19 protein-coding genes, 1 tRNA gene and 1 rRNA gene are annotated in these 22,798 nt (G+C 30.0%); 4 read left to right on the top strand and 17 right to left on the bottom strand.

Annotation, left to right across the window (positions count from 1 at the left end; translation table 11 throughout):
* Nucleotides 1-314 precede the first annotated feature (314 nt).
* The 7 genes from ygfK to T483_RS0126275 form a co-directional block, all read right to left on the bottom strand.
* Nucleotides 315-3,332 carry a putative selenate reductase subunit YgfK gene (gene ygfK / locus T483_RS0126305; RefSeq protein WP_026889519.1) on the bottom strand — a complete coding sequence of 1,006 codons (3,018 nt, stop codon included), beginning with the start codon at nucleotides 3,330-3,332 and terminating at the stop codon, nucleotides 315-317.
* A 156-nt stretch (nucleotides 3,333-3,488) separates the two neighbouring features.
* A complete protein-coding gene (guaD, locus tag T483_RS0126300; protein ID WP_026889518.1) occupies nucleotides 3,489-4,772 on the bottom strand; it encodes a guanine deaminase in 1,284 nt (427 codons plus the stop codon).
* A gap of 366 nt (nucleotides 4,773-5,138) precedes the next feature.
* A complete protein-coding gene (locus T483_RS0126295; RefSeq protein WP_012058202.1) occupies nucleotides 5,139-5,780 on the bottom strand; it encodes a helix-turn-helix transcriptional regulator in 642 nt (213 codons plus the stop codon).
* Nucleotides 5,781-5,902: 122 nt separating this feature from the next.
* Nucleotides 5,903-7,279 (bottom strand): dihydropyrimidinase, encoded by a 1,377-nt coding sequence (hydA, locus tag T483_RS0126290; protein ID WP_026889517.1) that lies wholly within the window; start codon nucleotides 7,277-7,279, stop codon nucleotides 5,903-5,905.
* A gap of 494 nt (nucleotides 7,280-7,773) precedes the next feature.
* Nucleotides 7,774-8,694, bottom strand: coding sequence for a carbamate kinase (arcC, locus tag T483_RS0126285; protein ID WP_026889516.1), 921 nt, complete (start codon nucleotides 8,692-8,694; stop codon nucleotides 7,774-7,776).
* A 130-nt stretch (nucleotides 8,695-8,824) separates the two neighbouring features.
* The gene (ygeW, locus tag T483_RS0126280; RefSeq protein ID WP_026889515.1) at nucleotides 8,825-10,018 is read right to left on the bottom strand and encodes a knotted carbamoyltransferase YgeW; all 1,194 of its coding nucleotides are present in this window, start codon (nucleotides 10,016-10,018) and stop codon (nucleotides 8,825-8,827) included.
* A gap of 36 nt (nucleotides 10,019-10,054) precedes the next feature.
* Nucleotides 10,055-11,365, bottom strand: a complete 1,311-nt coding sequence (locus tag T483_RS0126275; RefSeq protein ID WP_026889514.1) for a YgeY family selenium metabolism-linked hydrolase — start codon at nucleotides 11,363-11,365, stop codon at nucleotides 10,055-10,057.
* 558 nt (nucleotides 11,366-11,923) lie between these two features.
* Between T483_RS0126275 and modB the strand changes: the two genes are divergently transcribed.
* On the top strand, nucleotides 11,924-12,601 hold the full coding sequence (modB, locus tag T483_RS0126270) for a molybdate ABC transporter permease subunit (protein WP_026889513.1): 678 nt from the start codon (nucleotides 11,924-11,926) through the stop codon (nucleotides 12,599-12,601).
* Nucleotides 12,601-13,650, top strand: a complete 1,050-nt coding sequence (locus T483_RS0126265; protein ID WP_026889512.1) for a sulfate/molybdate ABC transporter ATP-binding protein — start codon at nucleotides 12,601-12,603, stop codon at nucleotides 13,648-13,650. The genes modB and T483_RS0126265 overlap by 1 nt, the downstream gene beginning before the upstream one ends.
* A gap of 205 nt (nucleotides 13,651-13,855) precedes the next feature.
* Here T483_RS0126265 and T483_RS0126260 read toward each other — a convergent pair whose 3' ends face one another.
* The 7 genes from T483_RS0126260 to T483_RS0126230 form a co-directional block, all read right to left on the bottom strand.
* Entirely contained in the window at nucleotides 13,856-14,794 is a 939-nt protein-coding gene (locus T483_RS0126260) for a polysaccharide deacetylase family protein (protein ID WP_026889511.1), read from the bottom strand.
* Between the two features lie 524 nt (nucleotides 14,795-15,318).
* The gene (locus tag T483_RS31820) at nucleotides 15,319-15,483 is read right to left on the bottom strand and encodes a hypothetical protein (RefSeq protein ID WP_196244927.1); all 165 of its coding nucleotides are present in this window, start codon (nucleotides 15,481-15,483) and stop codon (nucleotides 15,319-15,321) included.
* Nucleotides 15,484-15,807: 324 nt separating this feature from the next.
* A complete protein-coding gene (locus T483_RS0126250; protein WP_026889510.1) occupies nucleotides 15,808-16,041 on the bottom strand; it encodes a hypothetical protein in 234 nt (77 codons plus the stop codon).
* A 308-nt stretch (nucleotides 16,042-16,349) separates the two neighbouring features.
* Complete coding sequence (locus tag T483_RS0126245; protein WP_026889509.1) at nucleotides 16,350-17,228, bottom strand: tyrosine-type recombinase/integrase; 879 nt, start codon at nucleotides 17,226-17,228, stop codon at nucleotides 16,350-16,352.
* Nucleotides 17,229-17,310: 82 nt separating this feature from the next.
* Entirely contained in the window at nucleotides 17,311-17,943 is a 633-nt protein-coding gene (gene spoIIM, locus T483_RS0126240; protein WP_012058193.1) for a stage II sporulation protein M, read from the bottom strand.
* Nucleotides 17,944-18,104: 161 nt separating this feature from the next.
* On the bottom strand, nucleotides 18,105-18,893 hold the full coding sequence (locus tag T483_RS0126235; protein ID WP_026889508.1) for an SDR family oxidoreductase: 789 nt from the start codon (nucleotides 18,891-18,893) through the stop codon (nucleotides 18,105-18,107).
* 214 nt (nucleotides 18,894-19,107) lie between these two features.
* A complete protein-coding gene (locus T483_RS0126230) occupies nucleotides 19,108-20,031 on the bottom strand; it encodes a ketopantoate reductase family protein (RefSeq protein WP_026889507.1) in 924 nt (307 codons plus the stop codon).
* A gap of 133 nt (nucleotides 20,032-20,164) precedes the next feature.
* On the opposite strand from T483_RS0126230, the gene T483_RS0126225 reads away from it, so the two are divergent.
* Together T483_RS0126225 and T483_RS0126220 are read left to right on the top strand one after the other, a co-directional pair.
* Nucleotides 20,165-21,046, top strand: coding sequence for a LysR family transcriptional regulator (locus T483_RS0126225; RefSeq protein ID WP_026889506.1), 882 nt, complete (start codon nucleotides 20,165-20,167; stop codon nucleotides 21,044-21,046).
* Between the two features lie 105 nt (nucleotides 21,047-21,151).
* Nucleotides 21,152-21,658: a flavin reductase family protein gene (locus T483_RS0126220; protein WP_026889505.1), complete on the top strand. Its 507-nt coding sequence runs from the start codon at nucleotides 21,152-21,154 to the stop codon at nucleotides 21,656-21,658.
* A gap of 74 nt (nucleotides 21,659-21,732) precedes the next feature.
* Here T483_RS0126220 and T483_RS0126215 read toward each other — a convergent pair whose 3' ends face one another.
* The 3 genes from T483_RS0126215 to T483_RS0126205 form a co-directional block, all read right to left on the bottom strand.
* Nucleotides 21,733-22,146 (bottom strand): acyl-CoA thioesterase, encoded by a 414-nt coding sequence (locus T483_RS0126215; RefSeq protein WP_026889504.1) that lies wholly within the window; start codon nucleotides 22,144-22,146, stop codon nucleotides 21,733-21,735.
* Between the two features lie 340 nt (nucleotides 22,147-22,486).
* Nucleotides 22,487-22,603 (bottom strand): 5S ribosomal RNA (gene rrf / locus T483_RS0126210).
* Between the two features lie 3 nt (nucleotides 22,604-22,606).
* A tRNA-Asn gene (locus T483_RS0126205) sits at nucleotides 22,607-22,681 on the bottom strand.
* Nucleotides 22,682-22,798: the final 117 nt, after the last annotated feature.

The raw sequence follows: 22,798 nt of genomic DNA, 5'->3' as shown, positions 1-22,798 counted from the left end.
CTCCTTAAAATTATAGCTAGTGTTAGGCACAATCAAATAAATAACAAATTCATGTGCCTTATTGTTGTTTCAATTTTCTAAATCCTTGCCATACACTCCCCCTCTTGCAATGGTACATAACCTCTTCGCTTGCTATCTATTTAATTCTTAATACTAAGGCACATTCAAAAAATGACAAGTCCATTTACTAGCCTATTTTCCATCATGCTGCTTCGGCAAATTGACCTAATAGGCCCACTATGAGGGCAATTTGCCTCCTTGCCTGATGAAAAATATCCATGGCAACTTTGGACTTGTTATTTATGTTCACATGCCTAAAGCATATAATCATACTTATCTATGCACGTTTGAATTAGACTAGCCATTTCTTTTGAAACTGCTGATTGCTGCCCAACAGTATAACTTATAATATCGTTTTCTTCAGTTCTTACTAGACAAATGCCTTTTTCTAAATTTTCAATAAAGAATCCTTTGTTATCACTATTTTCAAAATCTTCTTTACTCCAAAAAACTGTTATTTTATCCTTATATGGATTTCCTTTATGAGGACAGAAAATACCACAGTTACCGCACTCATTGCACATACCATCTAAATGTACAATCTGATGATTAGAAACAAAATCACTGTTTACATTAATCATTACGTTTGCTCTATTAGGACAAACATCAACGCATAATTCACAAATGTTCTTGCACCCTAAACATCTATCAGCTTCTTCTTCACAAGACTTTGAATCTCCTAATATTCCCTTCCTTCCATATAATATCTTTTCATCAGTACAATAATCTTTTTGCTTAAAATCAGAACTTAACCCTTCTTTTGCTAGAATATCTTTTGTAACTATTTTTGCATCCGCTATTGCATTAACAATTGTAGATGGACCTTTTTTTAAATCACCAATTATATATACATTTGCAATATTTGTTTCTAATTTTTCGTTAACAATAGGAAATTCATTAGAATCCAAATTTATTTCATTTTGTCTTAATAAATTACTATCAATTTTTTCACCTGCTGCTATAATGACTGTATCTGCATCTAATGTTATTATTTCTCCAGTACCTACAGAACTTCTTCTTAAGGATGCATCTCTATCACCTAAAATCATTCTTTCACAAGTAAGTTTTCCATCATCAATAGAAATTGGGGTAAGGAGTTCTTTAAGTAAAATACCTTCAGAAATAGCAAGTTCTATTTCTTCATTATCCGCTGGCATATATTTTTTAGTTCTTCTATATATAATAGAAACCTCTTCAACGCCACTCACTCTTTTAGCTGAGCGTGCTGCATCCATGGCAACATCTCCTCCCCCAATAACGCAAACTTTTTTACCTAAAGCAATATTTTCTTCTTGTTTCTTATATTTTTCTAAAAATGAAATAGCATTAATTGCTTTATTATCGCAATCGCTTAGTGAAATTTTTCCAGGCTTCCATGCTCCTATAGCTAACACTACATAATCATATTCTTTTTTTAATTCCTTTAAGTTAATATTTTCATCTATACAAAATTGAAATTTTACTCCTTGCCTTTTAACCATTTCCAAGTCTTTTTTAATCATTTCAGAAGAAATTCTAAACTCAGGTATAACATGCTCTACAACACCCAATGCACTCTCCTTTTTATCCCTTACGGTAACATCTACACCATTTCTTCTTAAGAAAAGAGCTAATGAAAGACCTGCAGGACCAGCTCCAATAATAATAACTTTTTTACCAGTTCTAATATCTGTTGGTTGAATAGACTCAATGAATTTATCCTGTGCATTTAAAACTGCAATTTGTTTCAAATCTCTGATTGAAACAGATTCATCATAATCAAGTCTAGTACATTTAGTCTGGCATTTATGATTACAAATAGTTGATGTGATCGCCGGTAACGCGTTATCTATCGTAATTATTGAAAAAGCCTCATCATATTTTTTTTGTCCCACTAAAGCTGTATATTGTGGGATTTGCTGATTAATTGGACATCCTACAGAGCAAGGTGCAACTGCACAATTATAAAACTGAAGGTTAGAATTAAGTTTTCTGCTATTAACAAGTCGTATCTCTTTTCGATAATGTTTATCATTAATAGTTTCCTTGACTATGTCCTCCAGAATTTCTACATTAATTCCAGAAATTTTACCATTAAGCTGTTTCTCAACTTTTTTAGCCATTTGAGTTATTCTTTCGTAACCACCTGGCTTTAAGATAGATGTAGCAAATGTTATTGGACTAATTCCTGTAGATAATATCTTATCAATATTAAAGAAATCAGCTCCACCTGAATAAGAAATTTGCAAATCGCCACTAAATTCTTTAGCTAATTTACTTGCTAAAGATATAGATAGTGGAAATAATGCACGTCCAGACATATACATTTCTTCTCCTGGTAATTCATTATTAGTAATTTTAGCTGGCAGTGTATTAGTTAGTTTAACTCCTATTTCTAAATTTAAGTTATTAGCGACCGCCTTCAAACGTCTTAGCATTGCAACTCCATCTGAGTACTGCAAATCATTTGTAAAATGATGCCCATTAAGAACTATATAGTCATAACCCATAGCTGTTAAAGTTTCTTTAACAAACTTTTCTCCTAGTAATGTAGGATTCATTTTAATATAAGTATTTAATTTCTTTTCTTCAAGAAAATAACTGGCAATGCTTTCAATTTCATTAGCTGGACAACCATGAAGTGTTGATATTGTAATAGATGAGCAAATAGTTGGTGAAATTTTCTCCAAATCTTCCTTTGTAAATTCAGAAAACATATCCATATGAGAAAGAAGTATTTCTTCACATTCTGTCCAAATTTTTGTAGATGATGCGTCTTGCAACCCTTTAATATAGGTATCAATTTTAGGAGATTTTATGCCTTTTAAGTCATATCCTACGCTCATATTGAACATAAAATCTCTTTCCTTTGCAAATTTAAGCTCTTTCATTAAGACATGAAGTAAAAACCAGGCTTTTACATATTCATCAAAGGCTTCTGACACTTTTAATTCTGTAGACCACTCTACGTTGTACCCCTCATCTTGTGCATTGATGCAAGGTTTAGACACTGTAATATCTTCTCCATCAATAACTTGTACTGTTTTTAATTCAATAAAACGACTTCCAGTTAAATATGCACAAACAATATTTTGTGCTAATTGGGAATTTGGGCCCGCTGCCGGTCCAAGTGGTGATGAAAGTTTCTCATTAAATAAAGTAATTGATTTTCCAGTTTCATTATAATAAAATTTATCTTTATGCACGCCAAAAATAGATTCTTTTTCTTTTAACTCTCTAGTAATCCAAGTTAACATTTTTTCAAAAGGAATGCGTTGCATTTTATCACTCATAAATAATCCCCCTATTTTCTATTTTATTCTGTTTAAATTATGACTAAGGCACTTTCAAAAAATAACCAATCCATTTGCTAACCTATTTTCATGTACCTAAAATAAATACAAGCTAGTACTTATTGACTAGTTAATCAAATTTTAGCGTAAAAATATTCAATATTGTTTCGGTTCTTCTATCTTTTTACCTGCTACATATCTTTCCTTAATATTTCTGTCATCACCAGTGTAAATAAATTTTTCTAGTCTTTCTTCTACTGACAATGGCTTGAAGATGGATAGACTGCTATCGTCAATAATTAAGGCATCAAATTCATATCCTTCTTCAAAACTTCCCACTTTACCAAAAAACTTTCCTCCGCCCTTTGTTGCCAAGTATAATAATTCTGCTGTGGTTAAAGGCCTGTCTGCTTTATTACTTTCTAGCCATTTTAACTTTGACACCTGAGCACAACTAGCAATTACATTAGTCATCGATACACTGTGTCCACCTGATATATCTGTTCCAAGTCCTATGTTTAAGCCTTTTTTTATCAATTTTCGGATAGGAGCAATACCACTTGATAAATTGTTATTTGAATTAGGACAGTGGGCAATGAAAGCTTCTTTTTTGACCATTAGTTCGATTTCATCTTCTTCTAACCAAATACAATGGGCCATTATAGTAGGAAGATCACCAAGCAATCCCGCTTCATTATAGACACTTGCATAGTTTTTTAATTTGGGATGTAGTTTTTTCACAAAACTGATTTCGCTCAAATTTTCACTCAAATGAGATTGCACTGGAACATTATATTTTTTTGATAATTCCCCAAGACTTTTTAAAAGCTCGAAGCTGCATGTTGGAACAAATCTTGGTGTAATGATAGGCTTTACTAATTCATATTTTTTTCCATATTCATCTAATAGTTCTTGAGTATTACGAATAGATTCATCCGTACTTTCTAATAAATATTCTGGTGCATTTCTATTCATATTAACCTTTCCTACATATGCACCTAATCCCGCTTCCGCAAACAAATCCATTAATAACTTTGTTGAATTCTTATGAATGGTAGCAAAAACGCAAGATCTAGTAGTGCCATATTTCCATAAACTTTTTACAAAAGCAGAATACACTTTTTTTGCATAGTCTATATCTGAATATTTTTTTTCTTCTGGGAAGGTATATGAATCTAACCATGGCATAAGCTCCTTATCCAGTCCCAAGCCTAAATTAGGAAACTGTGGTGCATGTGAATGAATGTCAATAAATCCTGGTATTATAAGTGCCTGTCCATAATTTAAAATCTTTAATTTACTGAAATTTTCAGTCAGCTCTTTATAAACACCTTTAACAAATTTGCCAGCAATAACAATATATCCATTTTCAAATATTTCATATTTACCTAATTCTTTAGTAAAAATAATATTACCTTTAACAATATACTCATCTTGCATCACAAGACCTCCTAATAAAATACACATTACTAATGATCAAGGGTTCACTTTTATGCATTAAATATAAAACATAAAGGAAACGTTTACTATATTGTCAATATGACGAACTAGTCATTTCTTATTTTATTATCAGCTAACTGACTAGTTAATCAATTCCAATTATATTCCATATATTGGTATATTTCAATAAGTTTATATATGTTATTAATACATTTTTTCTAAGCTTATTTATTTTACATATGAGTTCCATTATTATATATATCTGATTTACACAAAATTATTACTTATTAAATTAATAATCTACAGAATGAAAGACTAATTGTTCAATTTTTTATTCATCCTTTCAAATATTTTACAGTAATATATTTAATCCTCATTATTATTTAAATAGCTGTAAAGTGAATATTTTGAAATATCATAGAACTTTGAAATTTTATCTCCCGATCTTTTAATTAAAAGCGCACCTTTACTCTCTAAATATTTAATGGCTTTCATTTTATCTTCTTTAGTCATAACCGCAACAGGTTTTCCAATTAATTGATACGATTCCTCAATTAAATCTTTGAGAAGTTGATTAACATCAGTTGGAATTGTAACATCACCTTCATCACTGCGTTCTACTTCCTTTATTGAAACAAAATCTTCTATAATCTTATTAGATACCATTAGCTGAGTGATATCATAATTAATACAAAGAAGTGCTTTCGCTTTACCATTTTCATCTGGAATACATATAGTAGTAGATTTCAAAATACGTCCGTCATTTGTACGGGTACTATAACTATAATGGTCTTTATGCTGAAGATTTGAGTGAATTGTTTCCATTGCAATTCGCGATGCGACATCCCCAACTTTACGTCCTGTAACATGACCATTTTCAATCGCTATAATGCTATGTTCATATCCTGCTTTTAGATCATGAATCGCGACTTCGCAGTTTGGACCAAACTCTTCCGCAATCCCTTTAATAAGCCTTTTAAAAAAATCCAAATCATCATATACATTCATGCTTAAATCTCCTTTATCATCTTATATTTACATTACAATATAAATATGTTTTGTTATAATTCAAAGCATACAACCAACTATTGTGGCCACTGTGCTTAATATATTAAATAAACAATATACTATTATCCAATTACTTTTCTCTTAATAAATTTTCCATCACCTTTTTTCCCTAAAAACTTATTATTTTTATAAGCTACTTTACCACTCTGTATTACAATATAAATATCTCCCTTTAATGTCATTCCTTCAAAGCATGTGTAATCTACAGCTCCATGAAGCATACTTCTTGTAAGAGTATACTCAGAATTTGGGTTAATTATAGTAATATCAGCATCCCCACCTGGAATCAAAGAACCCTTTTTAGGATAAAGTCCATAAATCTTTGCAGGATTTGTACATAAAAGTTCTACAAAACGATTAATTGAAATTTTCTTTTTCATAACGCCTTCAGAGAAAATTACCCTTACTCGTTCAGCAACGCCAGGAGCTCCATTAGGGCATTTTGTAAAATCGTTAATACCCTTTTGTTTGTCCCCTCTTAGATTGAATGAACAGTGATCAGTAGCAATTATATTAATTGCACCATCTTGTACGCCTTTCCATAGAGCATCAATATCATTACTTTGACGCAAAGGTGGAGACATTACATATTTTAGTCCATTATTGTCTGGCTCAAGATATTTTTTCTCTGTCATTGTTAAGTATTGAGTGCAAGTTTCAGAAAAAATATTCTTTTGCCCCTGCGCTCTTGCTTTTCTTATCTCATCCAATCCCTTTTCAGTAGAAATATGGACAATATAAATCGGGGCATCTCCTGCCAGTGCTGCAAGATGTAGCACTCTGCTAATTGCCTCTGCTTCACAATGGTCTGGTCGTGATTTTGCATGGTATATTGTTTCTAAGCAGCCATTTGAAACATAATTTTCTCTAAGGTAATTTATAACATCATTATTTTCAGCATGTACAGCAATAATTACTCCCAATTCTTTTGCTTTTTTTAATACTTTTAAAATTGAGACGTCATCCAGTTTAAAATCATATGTCATATAAATCTTAAAGCTAGAAATTCCTTCTTTAGCCAAAGACTCCATTCCAGATAAAACCTCATCATTTACATGCTGTATTACTCCATGGAATCCATAATCAATTACTGCTTTTCCATTAGCCAATTTATGATATTCGTCAATTTGATGGCGAAGAGCACAATTTTTAGGACCAAAGGCTACATGATCAACAATACTTGTAGTTCCACCGCAAACAGCTGCAACAGTTCCAGTATAAAAGTCGTCTATTGAACGGCTATTTCCAGATTGCAAATCCATATGAGTATGCACATCCACTGCTCCAGGAATTATATACATTCCCAAAGCATCAATGATTTTTGCATTATCATTGAACAAATTCGCTCCAATACAAGATATTTTATTATTTTCTATCATAATATCTGAACAATAACTTTCTGATTCAGTCACAATAGTTCCATTTTTAATAATAATCATTCATAAGCACTTCTTTCATTTTATGTTTTTGTGATTATTCCTTATATGTAGTTGTATTCCTCTCCTCCTAAATCTCTAGTTAAACTTATATCCTCAACGAGTACAATGTCCAACAGCTAGCTGTGGAGCAAAATATTTATGATTTCAGTGAGTTACTGCATAAGTCTAGGTTACGATTTTGATATCTATAGATATCCAATTTGAGAATTATACTTATAGCTTGAAAAATCTGCTATATCAGAAAGGACAGGTACTCTTTTGTGCAGTGTTACATTAGAGAATATGTTGCAGGCATTTCTTCATCAGAAGTTGTTCCATTTTTGCTTGTCACGAGCTTGTCTCGGGAGCATGCTGAAATGGTGCAACTTATGATGTTAGAAAGCCTCAACTTATTCTAAGTAACCGAAACAACAGAGTACCTGTCCTTTCGGTAAGTTATTGCATAAGTTTAAGTTTTGTTTTGGATATCTATAGCATAATGCATAAATTTAACTTTACATTTTAAAGTGAGTTCCTGTTTTACCTAAAATCCCATCATGTACTTTGCTTAAAAGCGTAATAATTGCAGTCCTTCCTTTTCCTGAAGAAACAAATTCTAAGGCTGCCTCCACTTTTGGCAACATAGACCCTGGTGCAAATTGGCCTTCATTAATATATCTTTTTGCTTCTTCTACCGTTAGTGAATCCAACCATTTAACATCTGTCCTTCCAAAGTTTATAGCAACCTTTTCTACTGCGGTTAGTATAATAAGGCAATCTGCATCTATCTCTTTAGCTAATAGAGCTGCTACAAAATCTTTATCAATTACTGCTGGTACACCTTTTAAATGGTTGTTTTCTGTTTGAATAACTGGAATTCCACCACCACCACATGCAATGACTATTTCTCCAGCCGATACTAGTTCTAAAATCGTTTCCTTTTCAATTATATCAATAGGTTTTGGAGAACAAACAACTTGCCTATATCCCCTACCAGAATCTTCTTTCATCACTATCCCAGTCTTCTCTAATTTTTCAGCATCCTCTTTTGAATAAAAAACTCCAATTGGCTTTGTAGGGGTTAAAAATGCGTTATCATTCGGATCCACAAGAGTTTGAGTAATGAGAGTTGTAACAGGATTATTTAAATTACGTGATAAAAGTTCTTCCCTAATTGCATTTTGCAAATCGTATCCAATATATCCTTGACTCATTGCAACACACATTGTTAATGGTATTTGAGATTTTTTAACAAGCTCCATTGCTGAGTTTATCATTCCCACTTGTGGTCCATTTCCATGAGTAATAACTACCTGATTTCCACCTTCGATTAAATCTACAATACTTTCAGCCGTTAATTTTACTGATTTCATTTGTTCCTCTAGCGTATCTCCCAGTGCATTTCCTCCCAACGCTATTACAATCTTACTCACCATATATCCCTCCAATTCTCTTTTTAAATATTTAAGGCACATGAAAATAAATAACAAGTCTAAAATTTCCATGAAATGTTCTTATATGCAGCATAGCTGTTCTTTTTAAATGTGTATATTTTTTTATTAGTTCCTAACCCTTGAATCTTATATCCTCACTTTGAGCCATTTTTTCTAAAACCTCTGCAGGATTCTTTACCTTTGCTAGAAGAATCATTGCTGCTATAATATATGGCTTATAGCTTGCTTCTTTATAAAGTGGAACTCTGTAACGATCAAATACAGAATCTTCAACTTCACCTTTCTCACATGACAAATTACTAATATCAGCTGGTAAGCAATGTAAATAAAGTGCCTTTCCATCTTTGGTTGTTTTCATTAATTCCTCTGTACATTCCCAATCTTTATGTTCTGCATTTTGAGAAAGAAGTTTTTTCTCTAATTCTTTAATGCCTTCAGAATCGCCTTCTGAATAAAGATCAGTACGTTCTTTCATTGCCGCAAAAGGAGCCCAGCTCTTTGGATATACTATATCTGCATCTTTAAATGCTTCTGCCATATCATTAGTTTTTGTGAATGTTCCACCTGATTCCTTAGCATTATTACGAGCTATATTTTCAACTTCTTCCATTACTTCATAGCCTTCTGGATGTGCTAAGCAAACGTCCATACCAAAACGTGTCATTAATCCTATAACCCCTTGTGGTACCGATAATGGTTTACCGTAAGATGGTGAATAAGCCCAAGACATAGCTATTTTTTTACCCTTTAAATTTTCAATGCCACCAAACTCATGTATGATATGTAGCATATCTGCCATAACTTGAGTTGGATGATCAATATCACATTGTAGATTTACTAATGTTGGTTTTTGTTCAAGAACTCCATCTTCATAACCTTCCTTTACTGCATCAGCAACTGTATGCATATATTTATTTCCTTTTCCAATATACATATCATCACGAATTCCGATGACATCAGCCATAAATGAAATCATGTTGGCTGTTTCCCTTACAGTTTCACCATGAGCGACTTGACTTTTTCCTTCATCTAGGTCTTGTACTTCAAGGCCTAAAAGATTACATGCACTAGCATATGAAAAACGAGTACGTGTTGAATTATCACGGAATAATGAAATTCCAAGTCCACTATCAAACAATCTTGTTGATTTATTATTCTTACGTAAATCTCTTAATGCATCTGCCACTTCATAAACTGCCTTTAACTCATCTGTAGTTTTTTCCCATGTAAGAAAAAAGTCATTTTTATACATTTCATCAATTTTTAAGCTTTTTAATTCATTAACATATTTATCTACAATACTCATAATTTTAATATCCCCCTTAATTTTCGCTAACAATATTTATTTATTTGAAGTATATATAGTTGGAACAGCAGCATAAACTGCAGCACATTTTACTAAATCTTCTTTCCATGTCTTTTCATTAGGAGCATGTGCTTGAGCTTCTGCTCCAGGCCCAAATCCTATTACAGGAATTCCGTTACGTCCCATAATTGAAACACCGTTTGTAGAGAATGTCCATTTGTCAGTAAGTGGACGAGCTTTTCTCATTGCTTCATTTTCACCAGCACCGATTCTTGTTGTGCCGTAAAGACCTTTATATGCCTCTTCTAATGCTTTTGTTACAATATGATCTTCTGGAATTACCCAAGTTGGGAAGTAGCATTCAATTGGGTATACTAAACCAGTGTAGCTTGGTCTATCATAGTTATACATACTTACTGCTGCATTGTATTTTTTAACAGCTGGAAGTTGACGAATTTCTTCTAAACAGCTTTCCCAAGTTTCACCTGCTGTCATACGACGGTCTAATGAAATTGAGCATGAGTCAGCAACTGCGCAACGGCTTGGTGAAGTATAAAATACTTGAGAAGTTGTAACAGTACCTCTTCCTAAGAAGTTAGCCTCTTTAAATTCTGGGTTGTATTTTTCATCTAACATTTTTACTAATCCTTTGATTTCTTTATTATCAGCCTCATCATTTTCGTTAAGGTCACGAATGTTCATTAATATTTCAGCCATTTTGTAAATTGCATTGTCTCCTCTTTCTGGAGCTGAACCGTGACATGAAATACCTTGAACATCAACACGGATTTCCATACGGCCTCTTTGTCCTCTGTAGATACCACCATCTGTTGGTTCTGTAGAAACTACAAATTCAGGTCTGATTTTACTTTCTTTGATTATATATTCCCAACAAAGTCCATCACAATCTTCTTCTTGAACTGAACCAACAACTAATACTGTGTATTTTTCATTTAAAAGCCCTAAGTCTTTCATTATTTTTGCACCATAAACAGATGAAACGATTCCGCCTAATTGATCAGAAGTACCACGTCCGCCTATTTCAGTTTCTGTTTCATATCCTTCGTATGGATCAAAGTTCCAATTATCTATGTTTCCTATACCAACTGTGTCAATATGAGCATCAAAGCCTATTAAAGTTTCTCCTGTACCCATATATCCTAAAATATTACCCATTGGATCTATTTCAACTTTATCAAATCCAACGCTTTTCATTTCTTGTTCTATTCTTTTTATAACCCCTTCTTCTTCTGCACTTTCACCAGGTATTGCAACTAAATCACGAAGAAATTTTGTCATATCCTCCTTATAGTTTTCAGACTTTGATTTAATTTGATCAAAATTCATATTCTCTTCCCCTATCTTAATTAATATTTTATTTGGAATCATATTTATAATGGAAACAAATGCTTGTCTACTTTATTTGTAATGATATTTAGTAGCCTATAAAATCTACTTCTAAAATATTATTATTAAATTAATCTCTTATATATTCTACAAACCATTTCTTTACCTAAAAAAAATTTTTTATACCAAATTTATTTTTATGGTAATATCATACATCTTCTTAATTAAATTGTAAATATTTTCAAGTTGTCTTTTTTAATAATATTTCTACTATTTTTTTACTATCAGAAAACAAAATTAAGCATATGTAATACACTATTGTATTTTTATAGAATTAATGCTAATATTATAAAAATCATAATAAAACCAAACTAAACATTATCAAACATGACTATATAAAACATATTTAAATATTGCATTATATATTTATTCTATTTTGCATTGATTTTTAACAGTAGTAATATGCTATAATTTAATTTTTTTAGATTGTCTGCAACAGAATTATGTTATATTTTTTGACAACTTTTTAGTTTGTCTAACTTTGAAGGAGGAATTAATATGGATTTTTCACCTTTATGGATTTCTATAAAAACCGCTACATTATCAACAGTAATAACATTCTTTTTAGGAATTATAGTTTCTTATTGGATGTCAAACTTTAAAGGAAAATCTAAAGGAATAATTGATGGACTATTTACCTTACCTTTAATTCTTCCTCCCACTGTTGTCGGCTTCTTTTTATTGCTTATTTGTGGTAAAAATGGACCTATAGGAAAGCTACTAGATCTTTTTAATACTTCTTTAATTTTCAGCTGGAGTGCTACGGTCATTGCGGCTATAGTGGTTTCATTTCCTATGATGTATAGAACTACACGTTCTGCTTTTGAGCAAATAGATATTAATATTCTTTCTGCTGCCAGGACTCTTGGCCTTAGTGAATTTAAAATATTTTATAAAATCGCCATTCCATTAGCCATGCCAGGTATTATAGGTGGACTAGTTTTATCTTTTGCAAGAGCTATGGGCGAATTTGGCGCAACACTTATGCTAGCAGGTAATATCCCTGGAAAAACTCAAACTATGCCACTTGCAATATTCTTTGCAGCCGAAGGTGGAGATATGCACAAGGCAATTCTTTGGGTTGTTATCATTGTTACTTTATCATTATTTCTAATTCTAATATTAAACTATTGGTCAGAAGTTCAGTTAAAGCTTATGGGAAGGAGTGCCAGATAATGTCATTATATGTTAATATAGAAAAACATCTTTCCTCCTTTAATTTAAATGTGAATTTTGAACATAAAAGCGGTGTTCTAGGTTTTTTAGGTGCATCAGGATCTGGAAAAAGTATGAGTTTAAAATGCATATCTGGATTAGTTACTCCTTCTAGAGGAAAAATAATTGTAAATGATAAGATTTTTTTTGATTCAGAAAATAAAATTAATTTAACTCCACAGAAAAGAAAAATCGGATATCTATTTCAAAATTATGCTTTGTTTCCTAATATGAATATAATTGATAATATTGAAATAGGCGTTTCTAAGATGAAAAAAGATCAAAAGGAATCCTTAATCAAAGAATATATAGAAAGATTGCATCTTGGTGGACTCGAAAAACACTATCCTTGGCAGTTATCTGGTGGGCAGCAGCAAAGAGTAGCTTTAGCTAGAGCACTTATAACGTCCCCTGATATTTTACTTTTAGATGAGCCTTTCTCTGCTTTAGATCAACATTTAAGAAACGATTTAGAAAAAGAACTAATGTCTATAGTAAAAGATTATAGTGGTAATGTTATCTTTGTTACTCATGATATAGCTGAAGCTTATAGAGTTTGTGACAATATAATTGTTTATGAAAATGGAGTTTCTTTAGAAAATCGAGAAAAGAAAGACTTATTTAAACATCCTAAAAATCTTACAGAAGCTACATTAACAGGATGTAAAAACATATCTAAAGCTAAAAAGACTGGGAAAAATACCATTTATGCTGAAAATTGGGGGCATGAATATGTTATTAATGACGAGATTCCAGACAATATCCAATATATCTGCATAAGAGCTCATGATATCGAAATATGTATAAACAATAATGAAAATATTAATACTTTTCCTTATACTATTGATACTATTATAGAAAATCCCTTTGAATTCACTATATATATGAAAAATAATACTAAAAAGGATGCAAAATTGATTGAATTTAAAGTAGAAAAAAAGAATATGAATTTCTCTCTAAACACTAATGTATATCTCACATTTCCAAATGACCATCTATTTTATTTTTAGAATTAATCTATTTGCTATGATATATAATTAAAAAGTCAAATTTAAAATTTATGTCAATATAATGAAAGCGTCAGAAACCTTTAAGTTGACTCTTTTATACATTTGTATAAAACTCCAAGTCTATACTGCAACAATCGTTCTTATAAAAATAGAAAAAAGATGAATTTATTATAATTTCTAAATTCATCTTTTTTCTTAATAAATACTATTTAATAACCTTGAACTCATAGCCTTGTTGTTTTAAATATTCTATAATTCCTGGTAATGCTTTTGCTGTTTCTTCTTTGCCATAAGTATCATGCATCAAAATTATTGCCTTTTCCCTACCTGCTGTAGTTTTTATAACTTCTTGTTTTAGTTGCTCCGCATTTTTAGGTGCACCTTCTGCATCCTGAGATAATGAATTCCAATCTATTTGGTGATAATCTTTTTCATGTAAAGCCTTGTCCATAGCATCCATACCAACTGAATCTTTATTCTTCCAAGTCATATGACCACCTGGAAATCTAATAGCTCTAGTTGAAAAATCTTCTCCTAAAACCTTTTTTAGAGACTCGTTTGTTTTCTCAATATCAGACATACAATTCGATAAATTTATCTTTCCATTTGGATATAAATAATTATAATTATGTGAATAAGTATGATTACCTATAGAATTTCCTTCAGATAATTCTCGTTTAACTATATTTTTAGTATTCTCATCTTTATCTAGTGCTTTTCCCACAACAAAAAATGTTGCATGCACATTCTCCGACTTCAAAATATCTAGTATTTGAGGTGTAACTGTTTCTGATGGACCATCATCAAAAGTTAAGTATACTACTTTCTTACCATCTGCTCCATCTGGCTTTTGTCCCTTCATTTGTTGATCCAAATACTTTTCAATAAATGACGAATCCTCTACTTCTGAATTACTCTCTACATTTAAAGAATCGTTGTTATCTTTTTTGTCGTTTGAATTTGAATCTCCACTTTGCTTAGTATCATCAAGTGCTTGTACTTCTTGTCTATTTCCAGAAAGCTTTGCTGTAATAAGAGAACTACCCCCAATTATTAAAAGAATTATAGTAATAAATAAAATAATTATTCTAGCTTTTTTTACATTATTATCTTTACTTTTATTATACCTATAATTTTTTCTCATATATTTATTTCCCCCTATAGCTAGATTAATTTATATCATGTATCAGTATATCACATTTATTTTGCTTATTGTATAGAAGTTCGACTTAAATAAAAATATGTAATTTTTTTGTAATAATCTATACATTATTTGTCGTTTTATTGTATGTCTTTCTACAAAAACTAATTTACTACAATATACGACATTCCTTATACTGACTTAGCTATTTACAAGCTTTAATATATGTTACTAATAGTATCTACTAATTTAGCATGTACCATACAATTATCAATCAGTATTTTAATTCCATATTACTTTAAAATAACCAAAAATAATTTATTAAGTCTGTCATCATACTGACACAATGATATATTAAAATAAGTACATAAAGTTAATAAAATCTTTTTTTCATAAATATTTACCCTATAATATAAAAACAAAGAGCAACATTCATATTACCCCTATGTATGTTGCTCTTTGTTTTTTATAGTTTTAGATAATAATTCTCTAACATTATTCCAATTTAACTTTAAATATAATAAATACTATCTTTTTATATTTAATGCTGCATTAATAAACGTTTTAAGCTTTATATATAGTCTAAACCCAATATACGCTGATGACTTTCTAGCTGCTTCTTTATATTCATTATTCAGCCATTCGTAATCGTAAATTCGAAAAAACATATCATCAATTTCTTTATCATCCATCATCCCACCTGCTTATATATATTCACAATAAAATTCATACTTTCTCTAAATATATTTTGAAATAACTATTGCTATGCTTGTAATTGTGCATGCTTCTTAATATATTGTGAATTTAATTAAATTTCAGAAAAGTACCTCAATCTCTTATTAATTGGAATTACTTTTGAGATTATACCACTAATTACATATAATCACAATGATCTATAATATTAATTATTAAGTTCCTTTTATAATTTCCTTATATCACTCTAAGTTTGCTATCAACTTTTATCACACCAAAAAGAACCCTATTTCTAGAGTTCTTAGTTAAGTATAATCTATATATCATTTCTTATCATTATACCTTGGCACAATAATATAAAACTTATTTAAAGCTTTACATTTAGGACATTTCACTTTAATATCATATTTTCCCTCTTCAGCACTTACCAGTTTAGCGCTAGCTATTGATGTAGTCTCTCCTTCAAAATTCAATACTCTTTCTGTTTCTGGAGTTGTGTATTCCCACGCAAAACTTATATCACACTTAGAGCATTTCTGTATTGAACTTAATAACATTACCCTTCCTCCTCTTATATAACTAATTGTATATAAAGCTTTCTCCTCTTATACAGCTAATTGTCTATAAAGGCTACGCTATCCATATGCACCTTTCCTTTTTGACCATAAATATCGCCTCCTCTTATATAGTTAATTATACAAAAGTTGGAATATTCCTCCTGAAAATTTTAATAAATACGTATTAATCTATAAATATAAAAATTCAGTCTTAAATAAAACTTGCCACCAATTTGATAAGTGGTGGCAAACGGGTAGAAACTCCCGTAATATTTTTAATTAATTTCTTATACAAATAACTATTCTCATCAAGCTCTTGGATGAGTATGCATGTATATATAGTTTATTTTGTCATTATTGATTATCTCATAATACGTATCCATATATGTTAATACCTGATTACCGAGTAACTTCTGAACAGCCCTAACATTCGCCCCATTTTGAAGAAGATGAACAGCAAATGAATGTCTGAAAGTGTTTAAATTAACGTCTTTATCTATACCAGCTTTTCTAGAGTATTCTTTAACAATTCTCCAGATACCCTGTCTTGTGAGCTTATTCCCATTTAGATTTACAAAAAGATTAGTCACACCACATTGTGCAATCTTATATCTTATGCTTAAATATTCTGTTAATGCTTTACAAGCGCTTCTTCCTATAGGAATAAGCCTTTCATAATGCTTGTTATCTGTACATTTTACAAAATTTAAATCAAGATTAATATCATCTACATTTAATCCAATAAGTTCTGAAACTTTCATTCCAGTAGCGTACATTAACTCTAACAATGCATTATCACGAATTCCTTTTGAGCAGTCTTTTTCCACTATTCTAATTATCTTATCTACTTCTTCAATGGTCAAAATTTGTGGCAATTTTCTATTATTTTTTGAACTCTTATATTCAATTTTAGGAACTTCCTTAATTAAAGTTTCACTTTTCAAATATGAATAGAAATTCCTTAGACTTATAACTATTCTATTTATAGATCTTTCTGATTTTCCTTGATTAGTGAGATTTTGTATATATGACATAACCGTTGATTTATCACTTTCATATAAGTCTATCTTTTTTCTATTTAAGAATTTTAAATAGAGACTAACATCTGTTACATATGCATATATAGTATTCTCACTTTTACCACTCTCAAACAAATAATTTTTATAATTATTTATACTATTTATCATTATTAACTCCTATACCATTGATTATGATTAGCATTCGACCAAATCGTCATTTTTCTTTCCTTATCTAAAATCATCTTTTGTTTTATAAATAGAATTTATTAGCCACAAATCTTATCAAAGATGGTGATATATAAGTTTCAATTAATATACCTATTGTAAATAATATTAGGATGACAATTAATTTATTTAATACACCATCTAAAAAAGGATCTTTTATCTTTCCATGTTTGAAAAATCTTCCCTTAAACCTTTCTGTAGACATAGATAAACTAATAACACTTAATGCTATGAAACATGGAATATATATTAAATTCTGAGGAACAATAGATATTAAGGCTAGTCCAATCCCTTTTCCTTGAAAAGTAGTTATCATAAAAGAAAAAGTATACCCTAATGTAAAACCTTTTAACAAGTCCAAAATTAATATTACAGGAGCGCCAAAAAAAGTTAAACCTAATATAAATATAGGTATAATAATTAGTATATTTTTCTTTATAACCTCGAATAATAAATTTCCATAATTAATAGGGTGACTACCTATAGAATTAGTAAAACTAAAAAAATAATTTGTTAAATCCGTTTTATCTGATTCCCCCATATATTTAACAGTATAAAGCCCAAAAGATATTCCTAAACAAAACATTATCAGTACAATGAAAAAATAGGCTTTCTTATCCCTAAAAGTATCATTTAGCTTAGTAAGTAAAAAATTCATCTCTTATTCCTCCTTTAGTTACTCTACTTTATACTATGTTTTATATTTGAAGTTTATTCCAGCACCTAATTATAAATATGTAAATCCGAAAAAAAAATCTTATGAATATAGGAAATAATCTCTATATACATAAGATTTAAAATATTTTTATAACATATTAATTAATAGTTAGTGTTATCATATCTCCACCCATTATCATCGTTATATATCATAAGTTTCGTCATTCCACCATCTACATTAATATTTTCTCCATTAATAAAGCTGTTATTCTCATTACATAAAAACATAGCTGCTCTCGCAATATCTTTGGGATTCCCTATTCTACCTGATGGATGTTGCAATAAGTCATTTTCACTATACTTTGGTATATAGTCCTCATCATAATAAGCACCTGTATCAATCCAACCTGGGCTAATTGAATTTACTCTGATCTTATTAGAAAGACTAACTGAAAGTCCATGGGTTAATGCCAAAATCCCTCCTTTGGCTGCTGTATAACTCTCTGTATCAGATTGTGACATATAAGCTCTAGTAGATGAAATATTTACAATTGCTCCATTTTTGTTAAAATTATTCATAAGTAATTGTGTTAATATATATGGTGCAGTTACACCAACTTTAAGCACATAATTAAAATCTTTATACGAACATTTAGAAATAATTCCTTTTTTATTAATACAAGCATTATTAATGAGATAATCTATATGTGTATATTTTTTTATTATAAAGTCTGCAAATTTATATAAAGTATCCTCTTCTGCAATATCGCCTAGAAAAAAGTCAACTTCTCCACCTTTACTTTTTATATATTCTAAGTTCTCGTTCCCTGCCTCTTTATCTTTATCTATGAACATAACTTTCGCACCAACATTGGAAAATTCTCTTGTCAAACATCTTCCTATCCCTAAAGCTCCTCCAGTAATTATGCATACTTTATTTTTATAATCCATAATACATCTTAGTGCAAGAATTAAATTGCACTAAAAATTCACCTCCATAAACAATTCAAAATAATATAATATTATAGCTGCTAATATTATAACATACTAGTGAGTATTTAAAGATCAATATTATTTGCTACTAAATAATCATATTTTATAATTCATAAATGAATTATTTAAGAACGTGCCTGCATGGGAATTATATATTACTCTAAATATCTTATTACATAGGTTGTAAAATTCTTAGCTTTTCATAAGCCTTTTTAGTATAAGGAGTTGGAACTCCTAGATCTTTTCCCATACGACATAAATCACCGCAAAATAATTCAAGCTCAAATCTTTTCCCTGACACAACGTCTCTATGCATAGAACTTATACTTTTTTGGGATAAACTTTTTAGTGTATTAATTGCATTATCATAAATATTAGGAGGAAGATTGATTCCCTTAGTTCTAGCAACTTCTTCACATTCCTTTGCCACATTACAAAAAGTTTCAAACTTCATTTTATCTTCCAGTATTCCCTTTACTTTCACATCATAATATGAATCAGTTACATTAAACGCACAATTAAATACGTAATTATTCCATGCAAAAATTTCTGCATCTTTTCTCACTTCACATAAAATGTTTGATTTAGTTAAAACATTATAAATCCGTTCCAAATGCCTCTTATAAATAGGACGTTTTTTATTAGATGATATAAATATTCTAGTATTTTGACTAGTATGCTTAATAACTCCATTAGTTTCAATTTTAGAATTAATTGACATAATAGCATCTGTTACTTTTCCTTTTCTTAGATAAGAATATAACTTGCCTCCTGCATCCACTCCATTAATTATAGGAATAATTAAAGTATGTTCATCAATCATAGGTGAAATTGCTTTTGCAGCTGCCTTTAAAGAATATCCTTTTACGCAAACAAAGATAATGTCCACAATGCCAATTTCCTCTGAATTATCTGTTACAAGAGTAGGAAAAACAGTAAACTTCCCATTTATTTCACTTTCTAGTGATATTCCATCAGTCTTTATTTTGCTTAATGTTTTTCCATATGCTACAACATAAACATTTTCCTTACTTCTACAAAGCATAGCAGCAATATATCCACCTATCGCTCCCATTCCAATTATTCCAATCTTCATAATCTATTCTTCCTTCCTTTTATATTTTTAATATAAAATTAAATATTTTACTTAGCTTATTACTATTTTAGCTTGTCTTAATGTATAATAAAAATATATATTAGTTATGAATACTATAATTAGGAGTTATACTATGATTTTTGATTTAAATCTCTATAAAGTCTTTTTTACAGTTGCTAAATGTAATAATATATCTCGTGCCGCTGAAATTCTTTTTGTTTCACAGCCTGCAGTAAGTAAATCAATTAAAACATTAGAGAATTCTTTTAATGTAACCTTATTTTCAAGGAGTTCAAAAGGTGTAGCATTAACACCAGAAGGAAAAATATTATTTGATCACATAAAAGATGCTTTTGAAGATCTTAGGCTTGGCGAAAATATTTTGGAAAAGCTAAAAAATAAAGAAGCTGGTACAATTAATTTAGGTGTAAGTACAACCATCGGAAAAAACTATTTTTTACCTAGGTTTCGTGAATTTATAAAAGAATATCCTTATTTTAAGACTAAAATAATAAATAAACCTACATTAGATACAATAAAATTAGTTCAAGAAGAAAAATTAGATTTAGGCATTATTGGTACCACTTCTACCCAAGCTGATCTTGATTTTATAAGACTTTGTAAAATTCAAGATATCCTAGTAGCAAGTAGTACTTATTTAGAAAAACTAAATTTGAATTCTGCTGATGATACATTAGCCAATGGATCTTTTATGCTTCTTGAAAATCCTAATGCTACACGAGAGCATATAGAAACATATTTTAATAGACATGATATAAAGATTATTCCAGATATTGAGGCCAGCAATATGGATTTTTTAATTGAATGTGCAAAAATAGGTCTTGGTATTACTTCCGTTATAAAAGAGTTTTTAAACGATGAACTTGAAAATAAAATTCTTTTAGAAATTCCTCTAAAAGATAAAATTCCCCCAAGGTATATAGGGGTGATATATAAAAATTCAACTAATCTTTCAATAGCGGCTAAGACACTTATTGATTTCTTAAAAAAATGATTTAATAAATTATATAAACCTGAAAATTATGTAATTGAACTTTTATCTTAATAGCTTTAAAATAAATATAAATTATTAAATAAAAAATTTATGGGAGGCAAACATATGTCGTTTAAAGAAATTGAAATTAAAAATCTAAATATAAATCCATTCACTCTCATCGGACATGAATGGTTATTAATCACAGCTGGTACTGAAAATAAGTTTAATACTATGACTGCAAGTTGGGGTGGGCTAGGTGTATTTTGGGGTAAAAACTCAGCTACTATATACATTAGACCTGGACGTTACACAAAACAATTCGTAGATTCAAATGATACATTTACATTATCATTCTTTAGTGAAGATTATAGAAAATCTTTAAATATTTGTGGAAGTCTTTCTGGAAGAGATACTAACAAGATTGAAAAAGCAAATCTAACTCCTATTTTTGATGAGAATAATACTTACTTTGAAGAAGCTAAAATGGTGGTTGTATGCAAAAAAATGTATCATACAGAAATTAAACCTGAAAACTTTGACAATTCTTCTTTCGATGAAAAAATATATCCTGAAAAAGATTATCACACTATCTATATTGGAGAAATAGTAAAAGTGTTGGTTAATGAATAATCCTTTCCCAAAACAAAGATCATATATTAAATGCTTAATTTAATATATGATCTTCTATATTTGCCAGAGATGTTTTATATTAAAGATTCTAACTTATCAAATATTTCTTTCTTAACCTTCTTTAAGTTAATTATCCTAAAGTCATTGTTAAGAAAAATATGTAATGTACTTCCTTTAGCAATTTCTCTTTGATCATTTTCTCTGATAACAGAGTAATTAAACTCTACCTTAACCGGTGTTAGCTGTTTAACCCATGTTTTTATTATCAATTCATCTTCATATTTTGCTCCTATGATATATTTGCAATTACTTTCAGCCAAAGGTATTAGTATACCATTTTCCTCCATTTCACTATAGCTTATATGACTTCCTTTTATGAAATCAGTTCTTCCTGCCTCAAACCAAATAAAGTAGTTAGAATGATGAACAATGCCCATTTTATCTGTTTCTGCATATCTTACCACAATCTTTGTTTCACTTATATACAATTAAAGCACTCCTTTTTATCATAAATATAATATTTCTTGTAAATCGTTATTAATACGCATTTATTATAGCACACAGGCATCAGTATATTGCAGTCTTACTTTAGTAATTAGTTAACTTCATAGATTCAAAATAAACAGTTTTTATTTTTCTTTTTGCCGATAATCTATAAACTTAATTAATATTCAAGATCTTCAATACACATATAGAATAATAAATTTATATTGATGAATCTAACCAATTAAATTAGTCAGTTTAGACCAAACTTAATTGCTTATATATTACTCAGTCAAAATTTGAGAAAATAAAAAAAGATAGTCATAATAACTATCTTTTAAGCTTACCTCGCAACGTCCTACTCTGCCACACAGTCTCCCATGCAGTACCATTGGCGCTATAGACCTTAACTTTCCTGTTCGGAATGGGAAGGAGTGTTACCTCTATGCCATCATCACGAGATCTTGGCTCCGCGAAGAGGACTCGAACCTCCAACCTATCGGTTAACAGCCGAGTGCTCCACCATTGAGCTATCGCGGAACGCTATTTTAAGTAAGATTCAAAACTTAAGATTTTGCTAATCAAACTTAATCGATTTTCAAAGAAATCTTATTCTTTGAAAATTGCACACAGTTTCTTTAATGTATTACAACTTGA

The organism is Clostridium beijerinckii HUN142, assembly GCF_000621745.1.
In the GTDB taxonomy this organism is placed as follows: domain Bacteria; phylum Bacillota; class Clostridia; order Clostridiales; family Clostridiaceae; genus Clostridium; species Clostridium beijerinckii_A.
This window is presented reverse-complemented; position numbering and strand designations above follow the sequence as displayed.

Excerpts from the sequence above, each read along its gene's own strand:
- ygfK (WP_026889519.1), bottom strand. The coding sequence starts at position 3,332 with ATGAGTGATAAAATGCAACGCATTCCTTTTGAAAAAATGTTAACTTGG.
- guaD (WP_026889518.1), bottom strand. The coding sequence starts at position 4,772 with ATGCAAGATGAGTATATTGTTAAAGGTAATATTATTTTTACTAAAGAA.
- T483_RS0126295 (WP_012058202.1), bottom strand. The coding sequence starts at position 5,780 with ATGAATGTATATGATGATTTGGATTTTTTTAAAAGGCTTATTAAAGGG.
- hydA (WP_026889517.1), bottom strand. The coding sequence starts at position 7,279 with ATGATTATTATTAAAAATGGAACTATTGTGACTGAATCAGAAAGTTAT.
- arcC (WP_026889516.1), bottom strand. The coding sequence starts at position 8,694 with ATGGTGAGTAAGATTGTAATAGCGTTGGGAGGAAATGCACTGGGAGAT.
- ygeW (WP_026889515.1), bottom strand. The coding sequence starts at position 10,018 with ATGAGTATTGTAGATAAATATGTTAATGAATTAAAAAGCTTAAAAATT.
- T483_RS0126275 (WP_026889514.1), bottom strand. The coding sequence starts at position 11,365 with ATGAATTTTGATCAAATTAAATCAAAGTCTGAAAACTATAAGGAGGAT.
- modB (WP_026889513.1), top strand. The coding sequence starts at position 11,924 with ATGGATTTTTCACCTTTATGGATTTCTATAAAAACCGCTACATTATCA.
- T483_RS0126265 (WP_026889512.1), top strand. The coding sequence starts at position 12,601 with ATGTCATTATATGTTAATATAGAAAAACATCTTTCCTCCTTTAATTTA.
- T483_RS0126260 (WP_026889511.1), bottom strand. The coding sequence starts at position 14,794 with ATGAGAAAAAATTATAGGTATAATAAAAGTAAAGATAATAATGTAAAA.
- T483_RS31820 (WP_196244927.1), bottom strand. The coding sequence starts at position 15,483 with ATGGATGATAAAGAAATTGATGATATGTTTTTTCGAATTTACGATTAC.
- T483_RS0126250 (WP_026889510.1), bottom strand. The coding sequence starts at position 16,041 with ATGTTATTAAGTTCAATACAGAAATGCTCTAAGTGTGATATAAGTTTT.
- T483_RS0126245 (WP_026889509.1), bottom strand. The coding sequence starts at position 17,228 with ATGATAAATAGTATAAATAATTATAAAAATTATTTGTTTGAGAGTGGT.
- spoIIM (WP_012058193.1), bottom strand. The coding sequence starts at position 17,943 with ATGAATTTTTTACTTACTAAGCTAAATGATACTTTTAGGGATAAGAAA.
- T483_RS0126235 (WP_026889508.1), bottom strand. The coding sequence starts at position 18,893 with ATGGATTATAAAAATAAAGTATGCATAATTACTGGAGGAGCTTTAGGG.
- T483_RS0126230 (WP_026889507.1), bottom strand. The coding sequence starts at position 20,031 with ATGAAGATTGGAATAATTGGAATGGGAGCGATAGGTGGATATATTGCT.
- T483_RS0126225 (WP_026889506.1), top strand. The coding sequence starts at position 20,165 with ATGATTTTTGATTTAAATCTCTATAAAGTCTTTTTTACAGTTGCTAAA.
- T483_RS0126220 (WP_026889505.1), top strand. The coding sequence starts at position 21,152 with ATGTCGTTTAAAGAAATTGAAATTAAAAATCTAAATATAAATCCATTC.